Origin of the sequence: Kribbella sp. DT2, assembly GCF_049844575.1 — a bacterium.
Taxonomy (GTDB): domain Bacteria; phylum Actinomycetota; class Actinomycetes; order Propionibacteriales; family Kribbellaceae; genus Kribbella.
In genome coordinates this window covers 87,796-112,737 of record NZ_JBNCLH010000008.1, presented here as the reverse complement: position 1 = coordinate 112,737, position 24,942 = coordinate 87,796, and the positions used below count along the sequence as shown (strand labels likewise).

Below are 24,942 nucleotides of genomic sequence, written 5' to 3'. Positions count from 1 at the left end.
AGTCCACCGCCCGGGCGCCCGATCTGGAATGGACACAGCAGAGCGACTTCTTGGACTCTTGTTCAGTGACCGACTGGTCGATCTACCTGACACCCAACGACGCTCAGCGTCGACTTGGACTCTTCTGCCTCGGCGCCGGTGAGCAGACGAACCCGCCGAGGCCTTCACCGGAGCGCGCGCTCGGCTGCCACGCCGCCGTACTGGTTCGTCGTGGTCGAGGCCATCTCCTGCACGGCGCCGACCGTCAGCTGCACGAGGTCACCGGCCCGGCGGTCCTCTGGCTCTTCCCCGGCGTTCTGCATGCCTACCGCCCGACCACCACCTGGCAGCAGTCCTGGGTCCTCTTCGGCGGTCCCGCCGCCGACGCCCTCGCCGACCTCGGCCATCTCGATCCGGATCAGCCCGTACGCCGGTACGCCGACCCGCGCCCGGCCGAGCGCACCTTCTCCAAGCTCCTGCGCACCGCCCGATCCGGCGGCCCCGACGTCCATCTCATCGCCGCCCTCTACGAACTCGCCGGCCTCAGCGATCCGGCGGAAGCTGATCTGATCGATCGTCTCCGCGCCCTCGCCACCCGCCCACTGTCGATTCCGGACTACGCCGCTGAGCTCGGCCTGACCGTGCCCGAGCTGCGCGAGGCCGTCCGGCTATCGACCGGATCCACGCCGCAGGAGGTGATCCTGACCACCCGCCTGAACGCGGCGAAGGCCTTGCTGGCCGAGACCGATCTGCCCGTTGCGACGATCGCCCGCGAGGTCGGGTACGACGACGCGGCGTACTTCAGCAGGCTGTTCGCGGCCCGGACCGGCCAGCCGCCGCGCACGTTCCGGGCGGTTGGTTCGATCCAGGCGGCGAATTCGTCCTTTCGGCGGAGGCCCGGGGCGACCGCGGTCTGAAAGTCTGGGCCCAAACCGTTCGTCGGGGTGACGCGGGAGCACCGCGAAGCCCGCTACGGTCGTGCCATGAGTCAACCGCAGCCCATCGACCCCCGCCTGGTCGGCCGTACTCCGGCCCGCCCGAAGAAGCGGCGCAGCCTGGTCGGCCGCCTGATCGGCTTGGTCATCCTGCTGTTCGTGCTGACGCTGATCTGCGTCCCGCTGTACGCGTGGAGCCGCATCGACAAGGTCGACGCGGCTCCGGCCGGCAACCGCCCCGCGGACGCCGCCGGTACGACGTACCTGCTGGTGGGGTCCGACAGCCGCGAAGGCCTGTCGACCGAGGAGAAGAAGAAGCTCGGCACGGGCAGCGTCGGCGGCAACCGCACCGACACGATCATCCTGCTGCACGTCCCGGAGTCCGGCCCGCCGGCGCTGGTCAGCGTGCCGCGCGACAGTTGGGTGCCGGTCCCGGGCCGCGGGGACGCGAAGATCAACACCGCGTTCGAGGGCAGCAAAGGCGGCCCGAAGCTGCTGACGCAGACCATCGAGAACTACACCGGTCTGCGGATCGACCACTACGTCGAGATCGGCTTCGGCGGGTTCGCCTCGATCATCGACAGCGTCGGCGGTGTCGACGTCGACGTGAAGAAGGCGATGAAGGACAAGGACGCGCACATCAACCTGAAGCCGGGCCGCCAGAAGCTCGACGGCACCACCGCGCTCGGCTACGTCCGGTCCCGCAAGGTCCCCGGCCTCGGCGACGACTTCGGCCGGGCCGAGCGGCAGCGCGAGGTGATCGGCCTGACCGCGAGCAACGCCCTGTCGTGGAAGACGTTCGTCAACCCGGTCCGGTACTACAAGATCGGCACCTCCGGCGCGGACGCGCTGACCGTCGACGACGAGATGGGACCGTTCGACGTGGCCAAGTTCGCCCTCGCGATGCGCAAGGTCACCAGTGGCGGCGAAGGGGTCTCGCTGGGTCTCCCGGTCTCCAACCCGAACGCCCACCGCAAGGGCCAGAGCGTCGTACTGCTGAGCGAGACCAAGGTCAAGGCGCTGGTCAAGGCCCTCAAGGCCGGCCAGACCGCCGGCTTGAAGTCGAGCTGATCGGGCACCTGACCACCATGACGACCCTGGACGACCTGGCCGCGCTGCGCTTCTCGTACGACGCGGTCGGGTCGACCCGCTTCGACAACACCCCCGACGGCTACCACCGGATGGATCTGCGCACCCGGCTCGGCGAGGGCGACAAGCTCTTCCGCCGGGCCGGCGAGGTCGTCACCACCTGGCAGATGCACCGCGCCGCCGGCGTCCGCATCTTCGCCACCGACACCCCCGCCACCATCGGCGCCAACTGCCTGGGCCGCCTCGGCCCGCTCACCATCCCCTGCCGAGTCGTCTGGACCGCCGATGACGACAGCCAGATCGGCTTCGCCTACGGCACCCTCCCCGGCCACCCCGAGTCCGGCGAGGAGTCCTTCCTGGTCACCAACGAACCCGACGGCGTCTTCTTCAGCCTCCGCGCCTACAGCCGTCCCGGCACCTGGTACACCAAACTCGCCGGCCCTGTCGGCCGCACCACCCAGCAGTTCTACGCCCGCCGCTACACCAAGGCCCTGCAGCACCTGGTGGCCTGAAGAACTTCCACGGAAGTGGACCTGTAGCGCACCCCGTACGGCGCCCTACTGTCCGGAGCATGATCCGCGAAGCCACCCCCGCCGACATCCCGCAGCTCGTCGCCGCCTACGACTGGCTCTTCGCCCCACCCGGCACCAAGCCCACCCACTGGGACCCCGCCGTCGCCGCCGACCGCCTCACCCGAGTCATCCCCGGCCCGCGCACCGCCGTACTGGTAGCCGCCGACGACGACCAACTCATCGCCTTCTGCACCCTCTACCTCGACATCGAGTCAGTCCGCTTCGGCCAACGCTGCTGGCTCGAGGACTTCGCGGTCGCCCCCACCCAACGCTCCAACGGCCTGGGCACCAAGCTCTTGGCGGCAGCCCACCAATGGGCAGCGCAAAACGGCGCCACCCACCTAGAGCTCGACTCAGCCAACACCCGCACCGACGCCCACCGCTTCTACAACCGCCACCAGCCGTCGCCGCCGTCCACCGTCTTCAGCTGGCCCTTGACAGAGCGCTGGCCCTTGACAGAGCAAGGCCCCGCAAGCTCATACCCTGCGGGGCCGCCGACATTTCTACCCGGTCAGGCCAACCTCCAGGCCAACCGACACGCGAACTCTGGGTGACCTCTGCCAGTTGGCGCAGGTTCCACCCCCGGGGTGCGCGACGAGGTGGGGGCTGGGATGCTGTGGCGGGTGAGTTCCAAGTCGTTGGGTGACCTGATCGCGGCGGACTGGGCTGAGGCCCTGGTGCCGGTGAGTGAGAACGTGGCGCGGATGGGGGAGTTCCTGCGGGCGGAGATCGCCGCGGGGCGGCCTTACCTGCCGGCCGGGGAGAACGTGCTGCGCGCGTTCCAGCGGCCGTTGGCGGACGTGAAGGTGCTGGTCGTCGGGCAGGATCCCTACCCGACGCCGGGACACCCGGTCGGGCTGAGCTTCTCGGTCGCGCCGGACGTGCGGCCGGTGCCGCGGAGTCTGGCGAACATCTACCGCGAGCTGATGGCCGACGTCGGCGCCGACAAGCCGACCAACGGTGACCTGACGCCGTGGGCCGACCAGGGGGTGCTGATGCTCAACAGGGTGCTCACCGTGCAGCCCGGGAAGCCCGCGTCACATCGTGGCAAGGGCTGGGAGGCCGTCACCGAGCAGGCGATCCACGCGCTGGTGAAGCGCGGCGGGCCGCTCGTCGCGATCCTGTGGGGACGCGACGCGCAGACCCTCAAGCCGATGCTCGGCGACACCCCGTACGTCGAGAGCGCGCACCCGAGCCCGATGTCGGCCGACCGCGGCTTCTTCGGCTCCAAGCCGTTCAGCCGGGTGAACGCCCTGCTGCAGGAGCAGGGCGGTTCCCCTATCGACTGGCGCCTTCCGTAGCCGACGCGGCATCCGTCGCCGACGGGTCCGTGCCCGTCCAGCTGTGCCAGAGCTGCGCGTAGCGTCCCCGCGACGCGAGCAGCTCCGCGTGCGTCCCGGACTCGACCAGCTTGCCCTGGTCCATCACGATGATCCTGTCCGCCTGCTCGGCCTGCGTGAGCCGGTGTGCGACGACGAGCGTCGTACGGCCCTCTGTGGCAGCAGCACTCGCCCGCTCGAGCTCACGCGCGCCAGCTGATCCCGCTTCGGCCGTCGCTTCATCCAGTACGGCGACCGGCGGGTCAGCGAGGACCAGCCGGGCCAGCGCGACCTGCTGCGACTGTGCACCGGTCAGCTGCTCGCCGTTCTCACCCACGTGAGTGTCCAGCCCGTCCGGCAACGCCCGGACCCACGCCAGCGCTCCGACTCGCTTCAGCGCGGCCTCGACCTCGTCAACCCCAGCGTCAGCCTTGGCAAGCCGTACGTCGTCCACCAGCGGCCCGGAGAACACGTGGACCTCCTGGCTCAGCAGGGCAACGTGTGAACGCGTCCGAGCCTCACCGAGCTCCCGGATGTCCACTCCGCCGATCCGGACAACCCCACCGGTCGGCACCAGCACTCCGGCGGCGACAGCAGCCAGTGTGGTCTTCCCGGCGCCACTCGCTCCGACCAGTGCGACCCGCTCACCAGGCACCAGCTTCAGCGAAGCACCGTCGACTACCAGCGGGCCGTCGTACGAGTGCTGTACGTCGACCAGCTCCAGCGTCGAGTCGGCCGGCTCCGGCCCGGCCGGCGGCTCCGGAACAGTGGGGATCTCCACCACGCCGGCCAGCCGTGCCAGCCCCGCAGCAGCGGTCTGGACTGCGTCGAACTCCATGAGCAGGGCGCCGACCGGGTTGAACAGCCGGTGGAAGTACAACGCGGCCGCGGTCACCGCGCCAACCGTCACCAGATCACCACGTACCAAGAAGAATCCGGCGGTCAGGATCGCGGTCAGGCCGACGAACTCGGCGTGGTTGATCCGCGACGAGAAGAAGCTGAACAGGCGGAAGACGTTCAGCGACAGGTCGCGGGCAACTGCCGAGCGGTCCCGGATCCGTTCGAGCTGGGTGTCCTCGAGCCGGTATGCCCGGACCGTCGCGCTGCCGCGCAGCGACGTGATGATCGCCTCGGAGCGTTCGCCGAGCGCGGCGCGCTCGCGGGCGTAGAAGGGCGCGGAGCGCGGCAGGTACCAGCGCAGGGCCCACAGGTACATCGGCATCGACAGCAGGCCTGCCACGCCGAGCCGCCAGTCCAATGCGAACAGCCCGGCCGCTGTCAGCACGATCGTCAGCGTCGCCGACAGCAGCACCGGCCCGATCTCGGTCAACGCCGCCGCCACCGCGGAGACGTCGTCACCGACCCGGGACAGCAGGTCCCCGGCCCGCACCTTGTCCAGCACGGGCGCCGGCAGCTGCAGCACCCGGTCCAGCACTTTCTCCCGCAGCCGCGCGAGCACGGTCTCGCCGACCCGGGCCACCAACGTCACACCGACGGCGGTCAACGCACCGGACAGCAGAGCGCCCACACCGATCAGCAGCACCACCCGTACGACGGACGACCGGTCCGCCCCGGTGGCGATGTCGTCAACCAACATCCCCAGGGCCCAAGGCGCGACCAGCCCGGCGGCACTGGCCACGGTGATCACCAGGGCAGCAACCAGAGACGTCCCCGGCAACCGCCGAATCTCCCGCCACAGAACGGACCAGGTAGCTCTAGAACCAGCAATAGGAAGCAGTTCAGGCTCACTCATCGGAGCACCGCCTCTGCGTACGCCTGGTTCTCGGCGGCCAGCTCGGCGTGCGACCCCGAGGCCACGACCTCGCCGTCCGCGAGCACCACCACCCGGTGCATCTTCCCCAGCAGCGCCGGGCTGCTGGTCAGCACCAGCGTCCCCAACGACGACACCCCACGCACCTCCGCCAGACCTTCAGCCAAGACCTCCTCCGTCATCGCATCCACCGCCGTACTGGGGTCGTGCAGCACCAGCACCGGTGGCTCCGCCAGCAGCGCCCGGGCCAACCCGAGTCTCTGTCGCTGCCCGCCCGACAACGTCCTCCCCCGATCCGACAGCGGATGGTCCAGCCCGTCTGCGTGCGCATCGACAACATCCACAGCCGCTGCAGCCGCGACCACCCCGCGCAGCCGCCCTTCGTCAGCAGTGGACCCCGCCAGCAGGTTGCTCCGCAGCGTCCCCTCGAAGAGGTCCGTCTCGTGCTGCTCGACCAGCACCGACCGCCGCAGCAGGTCGATGTCCAGCTCCTCCATCGCCTGCCCACCAACCGCAACCGACCCAGAGTGCTCCGGAGCCCGCCCGGAAACGACCGCCAGCAAGGCATCCGCGTCCCGCGGGTCGTAACAGAGCACCCCCACCAGCTCACCCCGCCCGACCGTCAGATCCACCCCGCCCAACGTCTTGTGCCCCACCCCACGAAGCTCCAGCAGCGGCCGCTCAGGATCCACCGAGGCAACCGACCCGGTCAGCATCAACGGCGGCGAGCTCAGCACCGACGCCAGCCGAGCAGCCGAGGCCCGGGACATCGCCAGCACCTGGCTGACGTACCCCAGCGTCCCCACCGGCTCCGCCACGAACTGCGCCAGCCCCACCACTGTGATCAGCTCACCGATACTGATCCGTCCGTTCAGCGCGAACCACCCAGCCACACCAGCCACCGCCGCGAGCAGCAGCCCGCTCGCCGCAGTAGTGAGCCCGTCCTGCAACCCATTGGTCGACGCAGCCTTCAACGTAGCCCGCAGCGTCTCCTGCGAAGACCGCCGGTACCGCTCAGCCGCGTTGTGCTGAGCACCGATCCCCCGCAGCGCCCGCAGCCCGCTCACCAGGTCGGTCGCCAGCGCCGTCGTACTGGCCACCGACTCCTGCTGCGTGGAGGTCTGCCGAGTCAGCAGCGGCGAGAGCGTTTGGATGCCGACCACCAGCAGCGGTACGCCGATCAGCACGCCAAGCCCCAGCGGCACGTCGATCAGCAGCAGCACCACCGACGACACCACCAGCGCCGTGGTAGCCGCCGTACCGATCGCCAACGCCCGCATGATCAGCGCGGCCTTCTCCGCGTCCGAGGTGGCGATCGACAGCAGCTCACCCGCCCGCATCCCGGTCCGGTGCCCCCGGGGATCCAGCACCCGCTGGGCGACCTCCAGCCGCAGCTGGTGCATCTCGTACTCCGCCGAGCGCACCCCCTGCCGCGCACCGGTCTTCCAAGCCGTCGACAGTACGGCGAACAACCCCGCCATCATCAGCACGCACCACAGCAGCGGCTCCAGCCGGCCGGTCGACACCGCACGGTCGACGAAGATGCCGATCGTCACCGGGACGGCGGCCTCGGTCGCCTGGTGCAGCGACAGCCAGAACACCCCGAGGGCGAGCCGTTTGCGGTGCCGGCCGACGGCGCGGCGCAGCAACTGGCCGCCGGTGATCGTGTGCCCCACTTCGTACGTCACGAACAAGCTCTCCCCACGCGGACCGGACCAGACAGGTAAGCACACCCTAACCTCGACGCCCGGAAAACGGTTCCGGCACCAGTTCGGCCAACTGATTGACACCGCCCAGCGCGCCCCGTACGGTCTCGCGGTAATAGGAAACTTTCCTAACAGTTGGCGGGAATCGGCACGCCGCCCGCATCAGACGGCCGAAGGAGGGCAGGGTTAGCGCATGGCCAGTACTCCCGGCACTCCCCGGCTGCTCCGCGCGATGAACGACCGCGCCGCTCTCGACCTCCTGCTCGCCCAGGGACCGCTGTCCCGGACGACGCTCGGCAACCTGACCGGCCTGTCCAAGCCGACCGCCTCCCAGCTGCTGTCCCGCCTGGAGAACGTCGGCCTGGTCCGCCCGAGCGGCACCAGCGCCGGCCGCCCCGGCCCGAACGCCCAGCTCTACGAGATCAACGGCGGCATCGCGTACGTCGCCGGGCTGGACGTCACCCCGACCCGGATCCGCTCGGCCGTCGCGGACCTGACCGGCAAGGTCGTCGGCACCTACGAACTGCCGACCCCGGGCCGCAGCGCCAAGGGCACCGTCGAGCGGGTGGTCAAGGCGATCGAAGGCGCCCTCGGCGAGGCCGCGCTGACCAAGGACCGCCTGCACCGCGTCTCGATCGGTACGCCGGGTGGCTTCGACCCGACCACCGGCCGCCTGCGCTACGCGATGCACCTCCCGGGCTGGCACGCGCCGCACCTGCTCGAGGAGCTCGCCGCCGCGATCGCCGTACCGCTCGAGGTCGAGAACGACGTCAACCTCGCCGCCGTCGCCGAGCAGCGCGTCGGCCACGCCGCCGACAGCGGCAACTTCGTCCTGCTCTGGGGCGAGGAGGGCATCGGCGCCGCGGTCGTCATCAACGGCCGGCTGGTCCGCGGCGCGACCGGCGGTGCCGGCGAGGTCGCCTTCCTGCCCCTGCCCGGTACGCCGCTGGTCCGCAACGTCGGCCGCAACAACGCCGGCGGCTTCCAGGAACTCGCCGGCGGCGAACCCGTCCTGGCCCTGGCCCGGTCCCACGGCCTCAAAGCGCGTACGGCGGAAGCCGCGATCGCCACCGCCCTCACCACCCCCGGCGCGGGCGACACCGTCCTGGCCGAGTTCGCGCACCGCCTCGCCGTCGGTCTGGCCGCCGTCGTCGCCGTGGTCGACCCCGAACTGATCATCCTGTCCGGCGGCGTGATCACCGCCGGCGGGGAACGGCTGCGCGGCCTGATCCAGGACGAGCTGGCCGAGCTGGCCGTCCCCCGGCCGCGGCTGCTGATGACCGCCGTACCGAACGACCCCGTGCTGTCCGGGGCGCTGCAGTCCGCCCTGAGCATCACCCGCGACGAAGTCTTCGACACTGCCGGCCCGACGAGTGGGGGCGGCGCCGACTAACCACCCGCACCACCTTCCGCACCCCCCAACGGACAGGCCCGTGGCCTGCTCCGGTGGATCCGTACGCGCCAGATCAGGGAGAACCGTCATGTCCCGTGTCCACAAGGCCGCCCTGGCCGCCGCCGCGGTCGCGCTGCTCGCCACCGCCTGCACCGGTACGTCGAGCGCGCCGCCGGCCAACGACGACGCCACGCAGGAGACCACGATCACCTTCTGGCACGGCTGGTCCGCGCCCAGCGAGGCGGCCGCGATCGACGCCAACGTGAAGGCCTTCGAGGCCGCGCACCCCAACATCAAGGTCAAGGTCGTCGGCAACATCAACGACGACAAGATCAAGCAGGCGCTGCGAGCCGGCGGCCCGAACTCGCCGGACGTGGTCTCGTCGTTCACCACCGACAACGTCGGGACCTTCTGCCAGTCGAAGGTCTTCGCGGACCTGAAGCCGTTCCTGGAGAAGTCGAACGTCGACCTGGACAAGACGTTCCCGAAGGCGCTGCAGGACTACACCCAGTTCGAGGGCACCCGCTGCACGCTGCCGCTGCTGAACGACGCGTACGGCCTGTACTACAACAAGGACGCGTTCAAGGCGGCCGGCATCACCACCCCGCCGAAGACGCTGTCGGAGTTCGACGCCGTGGCCAAGAGGCTGACCAAGGCCAAGGGCGACAGCTTCAGCCAGCTCGGCTTCATGCCGAACTTCCACGGCTACGAGTCGACCACCACGCACTTCGCGGCGCAGTGGAACCCGACGTACTTCACCGCCGACGGCAAGTCGAACCTGGCCGCCGACCCGGCGTTCGGCAAGATGCTCACCTGGCAGAAGAACCTGGTCACCGAGCTCGGCGGCTTCGCCAAGCTGGAGAAGTACCGGGCCACCTTCGGTGACGAGTTCGGCGCCAAGAACCCGTTCCACACCGGCCAGGTCGCGATGGCGATCGACGGCGAGTGGCGGCTCGGGATGGCCAAGGAGGCCGGGACCAAGTTCGAGATCGGCGTCGCGCCGTTCCCGGTGCCGGACGACCAGGCCGACAGCTACGGCAAGGGCTACCTGTCCGGCACGATCATCGGGATCGCCAGCACCAGCGAGAAGCAGAACGCGGCCTGGGAGCTGGTCAAGTACATGACCACCGACACCGACGCCGTGGTCAACTTCGCCAACGCGATCCACAACGTGCCGTCCACGCTGGACGCGCTGAAGTCGCCCAAGCTGCAGGCCGACGAGAACTTCAAGGTCTTCCTGGAGATCGCCCAGCACCCGAAGAGCAGCACCACGCCGGCCAGCCCGAACGGTGGTGCGTACCAGCTCACGCTGCAGGACTTCGGCTTCGCCTTCGAGTCCGGCAAGCAGGCCGACCTGGCCGGCGGGCTGGCGAAGACCGACCAGCAGATCGACAAGGACCTCGCGCAGGCCAAGTGATGACAACCGCCACCACTGTGATCAAGCCGGGTCCCGGATTGCGCGGCAAGCAGCGCCGGGACCGGCTCCGCATCCTCGCGTTCCTGTCCCCCTGGCTGATCGGCGTCAGCGTCTTCTTCCTCTACCCGCTGGTCTCGACCGTCTACTTCAGCTTCATGAAGTACGACGGGTTCACGCCGCCGACCTGGACCGGGCTGAAGAACTGGTCCTACGTCTTCAACGACTACCCGTTCTTCTGGCCGGCGCTGCGCAACACGCTGTGGCTGGTGATCGTGATGGTCACCCTGCGGGTCGTGTTCGGCCTCGGCATCGGCATGCTGATCACGAAGGTGAAGACCGGCGCCGGGTTCTTCCGGACCGCCTTCTACCTGCCGTACCTGGCCCCGCCGGTCGCCGCGACGATGGCGTTCGCCTTCCTGCTCAACCCGGGCACGGGTCCGGTGAACAACATCCTCGGCAGCCTCGGGCTCCCGCAGCCGGGCTGGTTCAACGACCCGTCCTGGTCGAAGCCGGCGCTGACACTCCTTGCTCTGTGGGGAATCGGCGACCTGATGGTGATCTTCATGGCCTCGCTGCTCGACGTACCGCAGGACCAGTACGAGGCGGCGTCGCTGGACGGCGCCGGGGCGTGGCAGAAGTTCCGGTTCGTCACGCTGCCGAACATCTCGCCGATCGTGCTGTTCGCGGTCGTCACCGGGATCATCCAGACCATGCAGTACTACACCCAGCCACTCGTGGCCGGGAAGGTCGCCAGCGGCGTGATCGGTGGCTCAGGGCAACAGTTCCAGCCCGGCTACCCGGAGAACTCGACGGTGACGCTGCCGCAGCTGGTGTACAACCTCGGGTTCCAGCGGTTCGACACCGGTGGCGCGAGTGTGGTCGCGCTGGTGCTGTTCGCGCTGGCGATGGTGTTCACCGCGATCCTGATGCGCCGCCGCAGCGGTTTCCTGGGCACGGACGACTGAGGGGTCTGCCGAGATGACGATGACGACTTCCCTGACCGCCGCGCCGGTCCCGATGACCGCGGCGGGGCGCACAGCACGCCGTACGAGGTTCCTGCACTGGATCGCCGTGCACTCGCTGGCGATCGCCGTGGCACTGTTCTTCCTGCTGCCGTTCGTGTTCGTCGCGCTGACCGCGCTGATGAGCGACCAGCAGGCGCTGACCCGCGACCTGTGGCCGGACGCCTGGCACTGGGAGAACCTGCGCACGGTGTGGGAGACCCCGGGCTTCCTGACCTGGTGGAAGAACACCCTGCTGTACGCCGGACTCGGCACCGCGCTGACGCTGCTGTCCAGCATCCCGGTCGCGTACGCGCTGGCCCGGTTCAGGTTCCGCGGCCGCAACCTGGCGCTGATGCTGGTGATCGCGACGATGATGCTGCCGCCGCAGGTGGTGATCGTGCCGATGTACCTGTTCTGGGCCAAGCAGATGCACTTGTCCGGGACACTGTGGCCGCTGATCATCCCGATGGCGTTCACCGACGCGTTCTCGATCTTCCTGCTGCGGCAGTTCCTGCTGACCATCCCGAAGGACTACGTCGACGCCGCCAAGGTGGACGGCTGCGGCGAGTTCAAGGCCCTGGTCCGGATCGTGCTGCCGATGGCCCGGCCGGCCATCGCCGCCGTCGCGCTGTTCCAGTTCTTCTACTGCTGGAACGACTACTTCGGCCCGCAGATCTACGCCTCCGAGAACCCGGCCGCCTGGACCCTGAGCTACGGCCTGGAGTCCTTCAAGGGCGCCCACCAGACCAACTGGAACCTCACCATGGCAGCGACCCTGCTGGTGATGGCACCGGTGATCATCCTGTTTTTCTTCGCCCAAAAGGCCTTCATCGAAGGCGTCACACTCACAGGGGTCAAAGGTTGAAACTCACAGTCGTAGGCGGCGGATCCACCTACACGCCCGAGCTCGTCGACGGGTTCGCCCGGCTGCGTGACTCGCTGCCGGTGGACGAACTCGTCCTGGTCGACCCGGCCGCGGACCGGCTCGCGCTGGTCGGTGGGCTGGCCCAGCGGATCTTCGCCAAACAAGGACATCCCGGCAAGGTCACCACGACCAGCGACCTCGACGCGGGCATCGACGGCGCGGACGCCGTACTGCTGCAGCTGCGGGTCGGCGGCCAGGCGGCGCGGAACCAGGACGAGACGTGGCCGCTCGAATGTGGGTGCGTCGGGCAGGAGACGACGGGCGCGGGCGGGCTCGCGAAGGCGCTGCGGACCGTGCCTGTGGTGCTGGACATCGCGGAGCGCGTCCGGCGGTCGAACCCGGACGCGTGGATCATCGACTTCACGAACCCGGTCGGCATCGTCACGCGGGCGCTGCTGTCCGAGGGGCACAAGGCCGTCGGGCTGTGCAACGTGGCGATTGGGTTCCAGCGGCGCTTCGCGCGGCTGCTCGGGGTGACGCCGGAGGAGGTCGCGCTCGATCACGTGGGGCTCAACCACCTGACGTGGGAGCGTGGCGTCCGGGTCGATGGGGTTGACCGGCTGCCTTCGTTGCTGGCCTCGCATGTGGGTGAACTGGCTGAGGATCTTCATCTGCCGGCTTCGTTGCTGCTGCAGTTGGGCGTCGTACCGTCGTACTACCTGCGCTACTTCTACGCCCACGACGAGGTGGTGCGCGAGCTGCTGCAGAAGCCGTCGCGGGCCGCCGAGGTCGCGGCGATCGAGCAGCAGCTGCTCGACCTGTACGCCGATCCTGCGCTGGACGAGAAACCGGCGCTGCTGGAGCAGCGTGGTGGTGCGTACTACTCCGAGGCCGCTGTCGCGCTGGCGTCGTCGCTGCTGAACGACACGGGCGATGTGCAGGTCGTCAACACGCTGAACAACGGCGCGCTGCCGTTCCTCCCGGACGACGCGGTGATCGAGGTCCCGGCGACGGTCGACGCCTCCGGCACGAAGCCACTGCCGATCTCACCTCTTGAACCGTTGTACGCCGGGCTGGTCGCGAACGTCACGGCGTACGAGAATCTGGCTCTCGAAGCAGCTCTGAAGGGTGGTGCGGACCGCGTGTTCACTGCGTTGCTGGCGCACCCGCTGGTCGGGCAGATCGAGTACGCCCAGACGCTCACCGAGAAGCTGCTCGCCCACAACCACGAATACCTCCCATGGGCGTGACCGTGGCAACCGAACCCCTGCACACCCCGCTCGTCCCCGGCGGAGTCCTGGCCTTCGACGCCGGCAACAGCAAGACCGACGTCGCCCTGGTCGCCGCCGATGGCACCATCCTCGCCACCGCCCGAGGAGGCGGCTTCGAGCCGCACCTAGTGGGCGCCCAAGCCGCAGTCGACGGCCTCCTGCCTTTGGTCGCCGAAGCAGCCCGCGCCGCGGGTCTGCCGTTCCCCGGCGGACGCCTCACTCTGCAACCGACCGGCACCACAGACGCCGTCGCCGAAGGCGACAGGCGCTTCGGGGCGGCCGGCTCCCCCTCCCTCCCCCCTCTGGTGGAACAGATCTCCGCGTGCCTGGCGAATGCGGATCTGCCCATCGAGGAGGAGCGTTTGGCCGATGCCTTCCGTGCGTACGGGTGGGCCTCGCGGGTCCACGTCGCCAACGACACCTTCGCCCTGCTCCGCGCGGGCCTGGACGAGCCCCGCGGAGTAGCCGTCGTCTGCGGCGCCGGCATCAACTGTTGCGGGCTCCTCCCCGACGGCCGCACCGCCCGCTTCCCCGCGGTCGGCCGGATCTCCGGCGACTGGGGCGGAGGTCAGCAGCTCGCCGAGGAAGCCATCTGGGCCGCCGCCCGCGCCGACGACGGCCGCGGCCCCGCGACCGCGCTGATGAGCGTCCTCCCGCAACACTTCGGCGTCCACTCGATGACCGAGTTGATCGAGGCCATGCACCTGGGCGACATCTCCCTCGTACGCCGCCTGGAAGCCGGCCCGATCCTCTTCCAGGTAGCCGCCGCCGGCGACCCGGTCGCCACCGCGGTGGTCCACCGCCAGGCCGAGGAGATCGTCGCCATGGCAGCCGTAGCCCTCGGCCGCCTCGACCTCCTCGACACCCCCACCCCAGTCATCCTCGGCGGCGGAGTCCTCACCGCCAACCACCCCCTCCTCCTCGAGGAGATCACCACCCAACTGGCCGCGGCCGCCCCCCAAGCAATCCCCCAGATCGTCGAGGTCCCACCCGTAGTAGGCGCCATCCTCCTAGGCCTGGACCACACCGAAGCCGCCCCAGAAGCCCACACCACCATCCGCACCGCGTACAGCCCGAAATCCCCAGCCCCCAACCCCGCCTAGCCCCAGCCCAAGAGGGCAACTCCCCCACGGACCGCCGGTCCGGTCCGGCCCCCGTCCCGGACCGGACCGGCACCCCGTGGCAAACGGCTCCACCCCACCGCCACCCCAGCCCCGACCCGTATCCCGCCACGGCCAGCGGATCCAGCCCCGACAGCCCTCGCCCGACCCTGCCCACCCCCGGCCGGCTCTAGCCCAGCCCCGCCCCGTGCCGACTGGCTCCTTGTTGCTCCACTGACGCGATGTATCGCGGCAGTGGTGACAATCGGAAGCAGTCGTGCAAAGCGGCGTCAGTGAGGGCCAAGACTGTTACCCCGGCCGGCCGGCCCAGCCCCAGCCCCCAGCCCCCAGCCCCCGCCCAGAGCGCCCACCCAGGCCCAGCCCCTGGCCCCTGGAACCCCGCCCCCGCCCCCGCGCCCACCCCTGCCTGGAACTCCAGCCCAGCGCGCACCCTCTCCCACCCACCTGATGACAAGAATTTGCTATCGGTGTAATCATGTAAGCATGAGTACACAGCAGGACGACGAGCGAGTGAGCGGCTGGCTAGCAGGCCGCCTCCCGCAGGAGTGGTTCGACGGCGCTCCGGAGGTGAGCCTCGATCGGGACGAGATCCTGATCGTCGGCACCATCGCAGCGCCCGAGCAGGCCGGGGACGTCAGCCCGGCCGCACGGTCCGCCGCCGAAGAGGGCCGGATCAAGCAGTTCCGTGAGGACACCCGCGACCGCCGGATCGAGATCGCCCGCGAGCTCGAGCACACGACCCGCCGGAAGGTCGCCTGGGGCGTCCGCTGCGGGGAGACCCGTACGGTCTTCACCTCCCTGTCCGCCCCCGTGATGACCCGCCTGCGCCAGCCCGAGCGCCAGGTCCTCGACACCCTCGTCGACGCCGGCGTCGCCCGTTCGCGCAGTGACGCGCTCGGCTGGTGCGTGAAGCTCGTCGCGCAGCACAGCGAGACCTGGCTGAAGGATCTCCGCGACGCGATGACGAAGGTCGACGACGTCCGCCGCGCCGGCCCGGACGCCGTACAGGAGTAGACAAAAGCAGGGTGGGTGCGACCCGATCCGGTCGCACCCACCCTGCTGGCTCCCGCCGGAGGTGACCCCTTCCGGCAGAAGTGGTCTAGCGCTGCTGGCCGTCCGACCAGTTCGTGGTGTTCTCGCCGGTCCAGTTGCCGTTGGCACCGGCCGTGCCGTTGGAGTAGCCACCGTTCTGCGGTGCACCGTGCGTGGCCGGGTACTGCTCGGTCGGGTACTGCTGCTGCTCGGTCGGGTAGCCCGACTGCTCGGCCTGGTAGCCATCGCCGTTCTGGTAGCCGTTGCCCGCCTGCTGGTACGACGCGTCAGCGCCACCCGCCGGACGGTTCGCGGCCATCGCCTGACCCCGGTCGAACAGCGTGCGCAGCGCCTCGCCGGCCATCTCCCGGCCACCGAGACCGAAAGCCAGACCCAGCGCGAGCGCCGCACCGCCGAGCACGATCAGCAGCGTGTTGCCGGTCAGCTGGACCGCGATGCCCAGCTGCGTCAGCGCGGCGAACGCGGCGTACACGAGGATCGCGTACTTGCCGACCTTGGCCAGCGTCTCGTTGCCGGTGGCCCCGCGGATGATCGCGGCCAGGAAGTTCGCGAACAGCGCGGCCAGGCAGACGATCACGATCGCGGCGAAGATCCGCGGGATGTAACCGAGCATGGCGCTCATGAAGTTCGAGATCTCCGGCACGCCGAGTGCCGAGGCGAACATCGTGAAGCTGATCAGGAACACGAACCAGAACACGACCTTGCCGAGCATCGCCGAAGCGGTCAGCCCCGTGCCGGACCGCTGCAGGACGCCGGACACGCCGGCTCGTTCCATCCACTGGTCGAAGCCGACCTTGCCGAGCAGCTTGCCGACCAGGTTGCCGAGCAGTTTCGCGACGAAGTACCCGACCGCCAGGATGACCAGGCCACCGAGCAGGTTGGGGATGAACCCGAGAAGCTTGCCGAAGGCATCTTCAAAGGGCTGGGTGAAGTCGATTGCCAGTGGTGCGCTCATCGGACATCTTTCCTTCCGGACTGAGCCCGCACCGCCGCCACGCGCACCGCTCCACGCGACCCCGGCCACGGGCGGTGCAGTGGTGTCTCAACCACCCGTTCCCTCAGGTAACCCCCGCAAACGCCTTCTGGGTAACGCAATGTGATTGCATAAGGCAAGTACTGTGACGGCGAAAGATGCTGGCCCGGTCAACTAACCGGTTCAGTCACCTGCGAAACTCTGCCCATGACCGCTGCCGAGATCCGCCGCGCCACCCTTGCCGACGTGCCCGCGATCGTCGCGCTGATCGCCGACGACCAACTCGGCACCACCCGCGAGTCGCTCGACGACCTCACGCCGTACGCCGAAGCCTTCGCCGCCCTCGACGCCGACCCCCACCAGCTCCTGATCGTTGCCGACCGCAACGGCGAGGTGGTCGGCACCTTCCAGCTCACGTTCATCCCCGGCCTGTCCCGCCGCGGCTCCTGGCGGGCCCAGATCGAAGCCGTCCGCGTCGCCCCGTCGACCCGCGGCACCGGCCTCGGCAGCACGCTGATGCAGTGGGCGATCGACGAGTCCCGCCGCCGCGGCTGCGCCCTCGTCCAGCTCACCTCGGACAAGACCCGCACCGACGCCCACCGCTTCTACACGACCCTCGGCTTCACCATGAGCCACGAAGGCTTCAAGCTCACCCTCTGACGGTACGACGACCAGCTCACCTTCACGGCTGCGGTGCGGGTGCGGTCAACTCACTTTCGCCGCGGGTGCGGTGAAGGTGTTGCACGAGGCCGGGTTCGCGGACTTGAAGGCGGGACCGGCCCACAGCCACTGGCTCTTCCGGGAGCCGTGGTCGCGCTTCTTGTCCGGGTTGTACTCGTCGCCGGAGTGCTGGGTCTGGTACTCCCACAGGTCCAGACGGTTGCCGGTCAGCCGGAGGCCGGCCTGGTTGGCGCCGAGGAAGACTCCGCCGAGGCAGCTGGCCTGGAGCTCGAACCGGCGGCTCTCCTCGAGCTTGGCCGGTTCCGTGGTCGCCCACCCCTTGCGGGAGAACGAGGAGATCAGGATGTTGGTGAGCTGCTGGACGTGGTGGCCGTACTCGTGCGCCAGCGTGTCCATCATGTCGATCCGCGCAGCGTCGCCGTACTGCCGGAAGGACTGGGCGTCGAGGTCGCCGCGCATCGTGATCACCTCGCCGTCGTCGCAGTAGAACGCGACGTCCCTGGGCACGCCGGCGCAGGCGCCCTGGCCCTTCGCGAACAGGACGAGCTTCGGCGGACGGAACTCGTACCCCGCCTTGCGAATGATCGGCGCCCACGCGCGGTTCAGGCACGGCAGCAGCGCCTGGTAGTAGCGCAGCGCGGCGACCTCGGTGTTCGGCTTCACCTTCGGCTCCGCGCAGCTCACCGCGGCAACCTTGCCGGCCTTGTAGAGCCCGTTCTGCTGCACCCGTACGGCGTCCGGCACCGGCGTCGCGGTCACCGTGACGGTCGGTTGCGGCGGCGCCATCGGGACCTCGGTCTGCTTGACCGACGGGTTGGCGAGCGGGTTCGCGACGGTGTCGAAGGTGTCCATCGCGCGGTAACCGAGCACGGCGGCGGTGACCAGGGCGACCATTCCGGCGACGGCCGCGCTGACCAGGACCGGCTTCGGCAGGCCTCGTTTCGGGCCCTCCGGCGGCGGGGCGGTGAACTGCGGCGCCTGACGCGCGGACGGGGAGCTCCAGCCGACCGGCCGGCTCCCACCGCGCTGCCGCGCCCCGGTCAACGGCGCCGACGAAGCGCCCGGCAGCGGAGCCGGCGGAGGTGCGCCGAACCCGGCCTGCCCGGGCTCGGTCGGCAGCGGAGCGCCCTTGCGCTGCGTCGGTTCATCCGCCGAGACCGGCTTGGCCTTGCTCAACCCCGTCGGCTGGCCACGCCGTACCGGACGATTCACTGCCTCCGCTGAGGTCTCCCCGTCCCCACCAGGAAGAAAGTGCCCAGGAGCAGGCGAGGGTGTCTCGGAAGCCGGGGTGGGCGGGTCGAGCTCGGTCATCGCAGTCCCAGTCTTCTCGCGTCAGCTGACCTTGGCGGGGGTCGCCGTGAAAGTGTTGCAGGCGCCCGGATCGCCGCTACCGAAGCCCCGGGCCATCCACTGCTCGACGCTCTTGCGGGAGCCGTGGTCGCGCACCTTGTCCTCGGTGAGCTCGTCACCGCTGTTCTTCGTCCGCCACTGGTACTGCGTGAGCAGCTCGCCCCGCAACGGGAAGGTCGCCTTCTCGGTCGCCAGGAACACCGCCGACAGACAGGCCGCCTGCAGCGCCTGCCGCCGGTCCAGCTCCAGCCGGGACTTCTCGTTCGGCGCGGTGTCACCCATCGAACCGGCCGCCTCGAAGATCCCGGTCAGGTGCTGGACGTGCAGCGCGTACATGTACCCGAGGTCGTAGGCCAGGTCGACCCGCGCCAGCGGCCGGTTCTCGGCGTAGTCCTCCGGCCAGTCCTCCCACTGCATCGCCATCACACCGCCGTCGGCCGCGCAGTACGTGTTCACCGGCTTGTCGTGCACGCCGCACGCCGTCTCCTGGCCGTTGTCGAAGATCACCAGCTTCGGCGGGTCGAACTCGGCGCCGGTCTTGCGCACCACCGGCTCCCATGCCTTGTTCAGGCAGGCGAGCAGCGTCTCGTAGTAGGCGCGCACGTTGTCCTTGGTCGTCGGCCGGTACGACGGCTCCTTGCAACCGGCCGCCTTGAGCTTGCCGGCCGTGTAGAGCTTGCTCTGCCCGGTCAGTACGGCGTCCGGCACCGCCTCGGTCGGCTTGGCGTCGATCGGCTGCTCGGTGCCGAGCACCGACGGCTTGCCGACCGGGTTCGCGACGTAGTCGTCGTACGACGCCAGCAGCTTCGTCCCGCCGAACGCGACGCCACCGATCAGCACGATGATCCCGAGGACGCCGCCGGCGACCAGCAGCTTCGACCGCGTCTTCGGTACGAACGGGATCGGCTCCGGCCGGTACCGCGCGTTGAACGCGGCGACCGCGGCGTCCCCCGGCGGGGGCGGCCCGATCCGCGACCCCTGCAGTTGCGGCGGTCCCGCGGGAGCCTCCGCCCCCAGCCGCGGAGTCGGCGCCGCCAGCGGCGTCAAGCCGGCAGCCGGCGTCGCGTCCGCGGGCGTCTCCCCTTCAGGCGCCGTACCGAACAGTGCGGCCGAGGCCTGCGGTGCTGCCGCAGGTGCGGCCAGCGCGGGCTGGTCGCCGGCGCCGCCGGGCAGAAAGTGCCCAGGCTTGGGTGTTCCTTCGTTGGCCATGCTGTCCTGCGTCTCCCCAGTTCGCGGCCGCGAGAGGCCGGCCCGCCCAAATTCCGTACGGCGACCGGTCACCACCCCCTGGCCCCGAACCGCCGCATGATGCTACTGCGCGACACGCCGAACGGCGTACTGGATTGCAGCTATTGACATCGATCCGCGACCTCGCGCGGCGGTGTCCTACGCTGAGTCACCCGCCACCAACGTTACGGAGTACCGGATGAGCGTGCTGGACACTTTCGGGCTGGACGGCCGCCGGGTCCTGGTGACCGGCGGGAACCGCGGGCTCGGCCGCGCCTTCGCGCTCGCGCTGGCCGAGGCCGGCGCCGACGTCGCGATCGCCGGGCGGGACACCGGGCGCAACGACCGCGTCGTCACCGAGATCACCGACCGCGGCCGCCGCGGCCTGGCCGTCACCGCCGACATCACCCGCCGCGAGGACGTCGCCGCGATGGTCGAGCAGGTCACCGCGGAGCTGGGCGGTATCGACGTTCTGGTCAACAACGCCGGGATCGCCATCCACCGACCGGCGCTCGAGGTCCCGGACGACGAGTGGCAGCAGGTCATCGACCTCAACCTGACCGCCCTGTGGAACACCAGTACGGCGGTCGCCCGCGGCATGATCGCGGCCGGCGGAGGCGTGATCGTCAACGTCGGCAGCATGTCCGCGCAGATCGTCAACCGCCCGCAGTGGCAGGCGTCGTACAACGCCTCGAAGGCCGCCGTCCACCACCTGACCCGCAGCCTGGCGGCCGAGTGGGCACCGCACAACATCCGCGTCAACGCCATCGCGCCGGGCTACGTGAAGACCGACATGGCGCCGGTCGACCAGCCCGAGTTCCGCCGGCACTGGATCCTCGACGCACCCCAGCAGCGCTACGCGACCCCCGAGGAGATCGCTCCGTCAGTCGTCTACCTGGCCAGCCCCGCGAGCTCCTTCATGACCGGCTCAGTCCTCCTGATCGACGGCGGCTACTCCGTCTACTAGGAGACCTGGTTTTCGGTCAGGCCGAGGGTCAGCTCGACGTCGCCGTACTCGTCCTCGCCGTGGTTCGTGAAGCCCGCGGTGCGCAGCGTCGCGAGAGCGGCGGTGTTCGTGGGCTCGACGCCGACGTGGACCGAGGTCGCGCCCTGCTCGCGGGCCAGCTCGATCAGCAGCGCGAGTGTTTGGTGCCCGAATCCCTGACCACGGCGATCGGGCGCGACGTAGTACGTGATCTCGGCCTCGGCGTCGAGGATCTCCAGGTCGACGAACCCGATCGGTCCGGTGTCGTCGCGGACCAGCCGCCCGAAGCGCGTCGGTGCCTGCAGCAACGGCGCCCAGCGGCGTACGGCGTCGCCGTAGAAGCCGCCGAAGATCGCGCCGCCGACCGGGTCGGCCGCCAGCCAGGTCTCGACCTGGCGCAGCCCGTCGGCGTCCATCGCCTCCATCCGCATGCGACGACTCTGCCTGGACCGGGGGCTGCTCACAACCTCGAAATCGGTTGCGACCCGCGGGCCGAGGCCGTTGGCTGGGCGGATGGAGCTGAACCGGCCGGAGTACCCGCTGTCCTCGAAGTACGACGCCGCGTGGGTGATCGCCAACGACATGGGCCCGCACCCGCTCTGGCTGCTGGAGGACCTCGCCAAGGACCTCGATCTCAAGCCGGGCATGCGTGTCCTCGATCTCGGCTCCGGCAAGGGCGCGACCAGCGTCTTCCTGGCCAAGGAGTACGGCGTCCAGGTCTGGGCCACGGACCTGTGGATCGACCCGACCGAGGCCGCGGCCAACTTCGCCGGGCTCGACATCACCGCGCTCAAGGCGGAGGCCCACGCGCTGCCGTTCGCCCGCGGCTTCTTCGACGCGATCGTCTGCATCGACGCCTACGAGTACTTCGGTACGGCGGACGGCTACCTCGCGTACCTCACCGGCTTCCTCAAGCCCGGCGGCCAGCTCGGCGTCGCCACCCCGGCCATGCGGCGGGAGGTCCGCGAGCTGGGCCACATCCCGGCGCACATCAAGAAGCTGGTCGGCTGGGAGGCGATCGCCTGGCACACCGCGGACTGGTGGCGGTTCCAGTGGGAGATCACCGAACTGGTCGAGGTCACGTCGGCCCGGCTGCAGGAGTCCGGCTGGCAGGACTGGCTGCTCTGGGCCCAGGCCTGCAGCGCCCACCGTGGCTCACCGGACCCCGCTGTCGCGATGCTGGAGGAGGACCAGGGTGAGTACCTGACGTTCGCGCTTCTCACCGCCCGTACTGTGGGGCCATGAGCTGGGCTATTTACGCGTTGCGAGGACCGGGTGGTGTCCGCCGGCTGGACGAGTTGCCGGAGGACTACGCGCCACCGTCGCTGGGGACCGCCGACGAGGTGGTCGAGATCGTCCGTGAGGTGGCGCCGGGGATCGACGCCACCAAGCGGTCGTGGCTGGTGCTGCAGAGCGACGAGCACGACGTCGAGCTGACCATCGGCAAGGGCATCGACGTCCGCGACATCACCTTCTACCTGAACGACGGCGCCCGGTCGATCCCGCTGGTGATGGAGATCAGCCGCCGCCTCGGCGTGACGGCGTACGACACCGAGTCCGGCGACTTCCTCACCGAGGAGTCCCGCCCGCCGGTCCCGCCGCCGCTGACCGAGGAAGAGATCAAGGCCAACAAGCCCAAGTGGTGGAAGTTCGGCCGCGCCTAAGCCGGCCGGGTGGCCACCAGGGTGCCGATCTTGTTGATCCGGTGCTCGGGGTTGCCCAGGGCGTCCTTCCAGTAGTTGCCTTGGGCATGGTCTTCCGGGGTGGCGCAGGTGCTCAGCGTGAGCTTCGCCTGCGTCGGCCGTACGCCGGGCCGCCCGGGCACCGCCGCGTTCTGCTGCGCCAGCTCGGCCGGCCTGCGGAACGAGATCGTCATCGTCCGGTCGATCACGTAGTCGTGGACCACGCCGTTGGCGGCGACCAGCACGTGGTCGCCGTTCTTCAGCGCCGGCACCCGCCCGAACGGCCGCCCGTGCGTGGTCCGGTGCGCGGTGACGATGAAGTTCCCGACCTCCCCCGGCCCGACCCCGCCGCGCGCTCCTCGCGGTGAGGCCGCGACGCCACGATTCTGGATCACGGTCCCCGGGCGGTCGTCGGCCGTGCCCGTGTACGGCACCACGCGCATCACCTTGCCCAGCGCGGGAATCCGCAGCACCGAGGTCGTCATCGGCCGCACGGTCGGCGAGGGCGTCGTCGGCATGGGACTCGGCGTCGGCGTCGGCGATGATGTCGGCGTCGGCGTCGGGCTGACGCTCGTCGGGCTCGCGCTGGAAGGCGTCGAAGCAGTCGGCGATTCCGCCAGGTCCTCGGCAACGTCCGAGCACCCCACCAGCACGCCGGCCAGCAGCCCCGCCGCCAACCTCCACCTCACCATTCCCAAAAGCTAGCCCCACTCACCGAAAGCCCGCCGAAATCAAACCCTGAGCACTGCCGACCCGAGCCGAAGCTCCCCGTCGTCCAACGGCTCGCACCGCACCCCACCGTGCCCGCGCAGCCCCTTGAAAGCCCCCGGCGCCACCGCCACATCCATCCACGCACACGGATTCGCCGGCCGGTACGCCTGAAACCTCACCGGCCCGGACCCGGAGTCGAGCGAGAACACCCGCCCCTCCACCCGACTCCCGTCCGCCAACCGCCGGGCCGCCAGCTCGTCCACCGGGAACCCCCGCAGCACCACGTTCCGCCGCAGCAGATGCGGGTCAGGCACCGGCAACCCCAACTCGTCAGCCAGCGACTCCAGCGCCTCGACGTCGAAGAACGTCACCGCAGCCTTCCGGTGCACCGCCTGGTTGAAGTACCGATCCCCCACCAGCCCCAACCCCGCCCGCACAGTCACCCGGTCGACCACCCCGTCCAGCGGGTCGACCCGCGGCCCGTCCTGCGGTCGCCCCTCAAAAGCATGCACCGGCGACACCAGCAGCCCGACGATCTCCGCCTGCACCTCACTCACCTGACTCAGGCCGTGGCAGCCAAGCCCCCTCCGGCTGGTCCAGCCAGCCCCCAGCCGTCGTTAGGCGATCCACTGCAGCGTGCAGAGCCACCAACCCCGGATGGCGAGCCTCTCGCCGCCAGAACATCGCCCACGGATACAGGGGTTCCGGCTCGACCACCGGTCGCACCACCGACCCAGGCACCCGCGGCTGGGACGTCAGCGACAGGATGGGCGCGTTCCGGTCCCGCAGGTGCTGGGCCACCTCGTCAGCCCCGAGCACATGCGGATGCGCCCCACCCGCCTCGATCCCCAACGGCCCCAGCAGTTGCAGTACGGCGTGCTCCCACCCAGCCGTCACGTGATCACCGGCCCGGAAGCACACCCCCGCCGGGCCCAGCTCAGCCACCGGTACGGCGTCCAGCTCGGCCAGCGGGTGCCCGATCGGCAGCAGCACGGTCAGCGGCTCCCGGCGTACGTCGCGACGCTCCAGCTCGCCGTACGAGCCAGTGAGCCGGCCGAACGTGACGTCGAGCCGCTCGGCCAGCAGGTGCGGCGCTGCGGACTCTCCACCGCTGTGGAACCGAGCGAAGAACTCCACCTCCGGCGCGATCCGCCGGGCCTCCGCCAGGACGAGCGAAGGAGTCAGTCCGGGCCCGACGACATCCACAGTCAGCGAGCGGGCCTCCCCCTGCAGCTCCAGCACTGTCGTGTCGTGCAGGGCGATCAGCTGGCGAGCCCTGTCGAGCAGAGTCCGCCCGGCCGGGGTCAGCGTCACCCGTCGGGTGGTCCGGTCCAGCAGCCGTACGCCGGCACGCTCCTCCAGCCGCTGGATGTCCCGGCTGAGCGCCTGCTGGGCGACGTACAGCTTCTCGGCGGCCCGGCTGAAGTGCAGCTCCTCGGCGACCGCGACGAAGTAGCGCAGCAGGCGGATCTCCAGGTCGTCGGGCACGCCACCCATTAACACACGTGGAGTGTTAAGCGGAGCAGCTCACCGCGGTGATCGCGCACGAGCCGCCGGTCGTCGGTCTGCTGGAGCTCCACGGCTGGGCGTTGGGAAGGCGCTTGCCCCGGCGCGCCTGGTCGGCGTACGCGCTGACAGGGGGTAACAGTGGGGTGATGACCAGAGGTGACCAGAAGCCCGAGTGCAAGCCGTGGTGCAGCCCCAAGCACTACCGGTTCTGCGGTGGCGCGTGCTGCCCGCACCTGCACCAGGTCACCCGGGACGGGAAAGACGCCGGCCGAGACCCGGCCCGCCCCTCTGGCCGCACTCGCGCCGGCGTCTGAAGTTCACCGTCGTGA

General features: G+C 69.9%; 26 protein-coding genes. 17 read left to right on the top strand and 9 right to left on the bottom strand.

Annotation, left to right across the window (positions count from 1 at the left end; genetic code table 11):
* The first annotated feature begins 65 nt into the window (after positions 1-65).
* The 5 genes from ACLQ2O_RS30525 to ACLQ2O_RS30505 all read left to right on the top strand — a co-directional run bounded on the left by ACLQ2O_RS30525 (position 66) and on the right by ACLQ2O_RS30505 (position 3,876).
* The gene (locus ACLQ2O_RS30525) at positions 66-896 is read left to right on the top strand and encodes a helix-turn-helix domain-containing protein (protein WP_425838161.1); all 831 of its coding nucleotides are present in this window, start codon (positions 66-68) and stop codon (positions 894-896) included.
* A gap of 66 nt (positions 897-962) precedes the next feature.
* Complete coding sequence (locus ACLQ2O_RS30520) at positions 963-1,985, top strand: LCP family protein (protein ID WP_425838158.1); 1,023 nt, start codon at positions 963-965, stop codon at positions 1,983-1,985.
* Positions 1,986-2,002: 17 nt separating this feature from the next.
* The gene (locus ACLQ2O_RS30515; RefSeq protein WP_425838156.1) at positions 2,003-2,515 is read left to right on the top strand and encodes a DUF1990 family protein; all 513 of its coding nucleotides are present in this window, start codon (positions 2,003-2,005) and stop codon (positions 2,513-2,515) included.
* 59 nt (positions 2,516-2,574) lie between these two features.
* Positions 2,575-3,129: a GNAT family N-acetyltransferase gene (locus ACLQ2O_RS30510; protein ID WP_425838153.1), complete on the top strand. Its 555-nt coding sequence runs from the start codon at positions 2,575-2,577 to the stop codon at positions 3,127-3,129.
* A 57-nt stretch (positions 3,130-3,186) separates the two neighbouring features.
* The gene (locus ACLQ2O_RS30505) at positions 3,187-3,876 is read left to right on the top strand and encodes a uracil-DNA glycosylase (RefSeq protein WP_425838150.1); all 690 of its coding nucleotides are present in this window, start codon (positions 3,187-3,189) and stop codon (positions 3,874-3,876) included.
* Here the strand turns inward: ACLQ2O_RS30505 and ACLQ2O_RS30500 are convergent.
* Together ACLQ2O_RS30500 and ACLQ2O_RS30495 are read right to left on the bottom strand one after the other, a co-directional pair.
* The gene (locus ACLQ2O_RS30500; RefSeq protein WP_425838147.1) at positions 3,854-5,572 is read right to left on the bottom strand and encodes an ABC transporter ATP-binding protein; all 1,719 of its coding nucleotides are present in this window, start codon (positions 5,570-5,572) and stop codon (positions 3,854-3,856) included. The genes ACLQ2O_RS30505 and ACLQ2O_RS30500 overlap by 23 nt on opposite strands.
* Positions 5,573-5,643: 71 nt before the next feature.
* A complete protein-coding gene (locus ACLQ2O_RS30495; protein WP_425838144.1) occupies positions 5,644-7,353 on the bottom strand; it encodes an ABC transporter ATP-binding protein in 1,710 nt (569 codons plus the stop codon).
* 211 nt (positions 7,354-7,564) lie between these two features.
* Here ACLQ2O_RS30495 and ACLQ2O_RS30490 point away from each other — a divergent pair, with 211 nt between their 5' ends.
* The 7 genes from ACLQ2O_RS30490 (at position 7,565) to ACLQ2O_RS30460 (ending at position 15,456) form a co-directional block, all read left to right on the top strand.
* A complete protein-coding gene (locus ACLQ2O_RS30490; protein ID WP_425838141.1) occupies positions 7,565-8,764 on the top strand; it encodes an ROK family transcriptional regulator in 1,200 nt (399 codons plus the stop codon).
* Positions 8,765-8,852: 88 nt separating this feature from the next.
* Positions 8,853-10,181, top strand: a complete 1,329-nt coding sequence (locus ACLQ2O_RS30485) for an ABC transporter substrate-binding protein (RefSeq protein WP_425838138.1) — start codon at positions 8,853-8,855, stop codon at positions 10,179-10,181.
* Positions 10,181-11,146, top strand: a complete 966-nt coding sequence (locus tag ACLQ2O_RS30480) for a carbohydrate ABC transporter permease (RefSeq protein WP_425838135.1) — start codon at positions 10,181-10,183, stop codon at positions 11,144-11,146. The genes ACLQ2O_RS30485 and ACLQ2O_RS30480 overlap by 1 nt, the downstream gene beginning before the upstream one ends.
* Before the next feature lie 13 nt (positions 11,147-11,159).
* On the top strand, positions 11,160-12,050 hold the full coding sequence (locus ACLQ2O_RS30475; protein WP_425838132.1) for a carbohydrate ABC transporter permease: 891 nt from the start codon (positions 11,160-11,162) through the stop codon (positions 12,048-12,050).
* Positions 12,047-13,300, top strand: a complete 1,254-nt coding sequence (locus ACLQ2O_RS30470; protein ID WP_425838129.1) for a 6-phospho-beta-glucosidase — start codon at positions 12,047-12,049, stop codon at positions 13,298-13,300. Before ACLQ2O_RS30475 ends, ACLQ2O_RS30470 begins: the two co-directional genes overlap by 4 nt.
* Positions 13,301-13,302: 2 nt before the next feature.
* On the top strand, positions 13,303-14,424 hold the full coding sequence (locus tag ACLQ2O_RS30465) for an N-acetylglucosamine kinase (protein ID WP_425838126.1): 1,122 nt from the start codon (positions 13,303-13,305) through the stop codon (positions 14,422-14,424).
* A gap of 501 nt (positions 14,425-14,925) precedes the next feature.
* Positions 14,926-15,456, top strand: coding sequence for a hypothetical protein (locus ACLQ2O_RS30460; RefSeq protein WP_425838123.1), 531 nt, complete (start codon positions 14,926-14,928; stop codon positions 15,454-15,456).
* Between the two features lie 85 nt (positions 15,457-15,541).
* Here the strand turns inward: ACLQ2O_RS30460 and ACLQ2O_RS30455 are convergent, their stop codons facing one another.
* Positions 15,542-16,450 (bottom strand): mechanosensitive ion channel family protein, encoded by a 909-nt coding sequence (locus ACLQ2O_RS30455; RefSeq protein ID WP_425838120.1) that lies wholly within the window; start codon positions 16,448-16,450, stop codon positions 15,542-15,544.
* Between the two features lie 225 nt (positions 16,451-16,675).
* Between ACLQ2O_RS30455 and ACLQ2O_RS30450 the strand changes: the two genes are divergently transcribed.
* Complete coding sequence (locus tag ACLQ2O_RS30450; protein WP_425838117.1) at positions 16,676-17,128, top strand: GNAT family N-acetyltransferase; 453 nt, start codon at positions 16,676-16,678, stop codon at positions 17,126-17,128.
* Positions 17,129-17,173: 45 nt separating this feature from the next.
* Here the strand turns inward: ACLQ2O_RS30450 and ACLQ2O_RS30445 are convergent, their stop codons facing one another.
* Positions 17,174-18,325 (bottom strand): neutral zinc metallopeptidase, encoded by a 1,152-nt coding sequence (locus ACLQ2O_RS30445; protein WP_425838114.1) that lies wholly within the window; start codon positions 18,323-18,325, stop codon positions 17,174-17,176.
* Positions 18,326-18,481: 156 nt separating this feature from the next.
* On the bottom strand, positions 18,482-19,708 hold the full coding sequence (locus ACLQ2O_RS30440) for a neutral zinc metallopeptidase (protein WP_425838111.1): 1,227 nt from the start codon (positions 19,706-19,708) through the stop codon (positions 18,482-18,484).
* Positions 19,709-19,925: 217 nt separating this feature from the next.
* Between ACLQ2O_RS30440 and ACLQ2O_RS30435 the strand changes: the two genes are divergently transcribed.
* Positions 19,926-20,693, top strand: coding sequence for an SDR family NAD(P)-dependent oxidoreductase (locus tag ACLQ2O_RS30435; RefSeq protein WP_425838108.1), 768 nt, complete (start codon positions 19,926-19,928; stop codon positions 20,691-20,693).
* Here ACLQ2O_RS30435 and ACLQ2O_RS30430 read toward each other — a convergent pair.
* The gene (locus ACLQ2O_RS30430) at positions 20,690-21,142 is read right to left on the bottom strand and encodes a GNAT family N-acetyltransferase (RefSeq protein ID WP_425838105.1); all 453 of its coding nucleotides are present in this window, start codon (positions 21,140-21,142) and stop codon (positions 20,690-20,692) included. The two genes, ACLQ2O_RS30435 and ACLQ2O_RS30430, sit on opposite strands and share 4 nt — an antisense overlap.
* An 82-nt stretch (positions 21,143-21,224) precedes the next feature.
* Between ACLQ2O_RS30430 and ACLQ2O_RS30425 the strand changes: the two genes are divergently transcribed.
* Together ACLQ2O_RS30425 and ACLQ2O_RS30420 are read left to right on the top strand one after the other, a co-directional pair.
* The gene (locus tag ACLQ2O_RS30425; protein ID WP_425838102.1) at positions 21,225-21,956 is read left to right on the top strand and encodes an SAM-dependent methyltransferase; all 732 of its coding nucleotides are present in this window, start codon (positions 21,225-21,227) and stop codon (positions 21,954-21,956) included.
* Positions 21,953-22,375 carry a hypothetical protein gene (locus tag ACLQ2O_RS30420; protein WP_425838099.1) on the top strand — a complete coding sequence of 141 codons (423 nt, stop codon included), beginning with the start codon at positions 21,953-21,955 and terminating at the stop codon, positions 22,373-22,375. The genes ACLQ2O_RS30425 and ACLQ2O_RS30420 overlap by 4 nt, the downstream gene beginning before the upstream one ends.
* Here ACLQ2O_RS30420 and ACLQ2O_RS30415 read toward each other — a convergent pair.
* A complete protein-coding gene (locus ACLQ2O_RS30415; protein WP_425839120.1) occupies positions 22,372-22,836 on the bottom strand; it encodes a class E sortase in 465 nt (154 codons plus the stop codon). The two genes, ACLQ2O_RS30420 and ACLQ2O_RS30415, sit on opposite strands and share 4 nt — an antisense overlap.
* Here ACLQ2O_RS30415 and ACLQ2O_RS30410 point away from each other — a divergent pair.
* Positions 22,817-23,098: a hypothetical protein gene (locus ACLQ2O_RS30410; RefSeq protein ID WP_425839134.1), complete on the top strand. Its 282-nt coding sequence runs from the start codon at positions 22,817-22,819 to the stop codon at positions 23,096-23,098. The two genes, ACLQ2O_RS30415 and ACLQ2O_RS30410, sit on opposite strands and share 20 nt — an antisense overlap.
* Before the next feature lie 26 nt (positions 23,099-23,124).
* On the opposite strand, the gene ACLQ2O_RS30405 is transcribed toward ACLQ2O_RS30410, so the two are convergent.
* Together ACLQ2O_RS30405 and ACLQ2O_RS30400 are read right to left on the bottom strand one after the other, a co-directional pair.
* Complete coding sequence (locus tag ACLQ2O_RS30405) at positions 23,125-23,661, bottom strand: molybdenum cofactor biosysynthesis protein (RefSeq protein WP_425838097.1); 537 nt, start codon at positions 23,659-23,661, stop codon at positions 23,125-23,127.
* Positions 23,654-24,592: a LysR family transcriptional regulator gene (locus ACLQ2O_RS30400; RefSeq protein WP_425838094.1), complete on the bottom strand. Its 939-nt coding sequence runs from the start codon at positions 24,590-24,592 to the stop codon at positions 23,654-23,656. Before ACLQ2O_RS30400 ends, ACLQ2O_RS30405 begins: the two co-directional genes overlap by 8 nt.
* Positions 24,593-24,942: the final 350 nt, after the last annotated feature.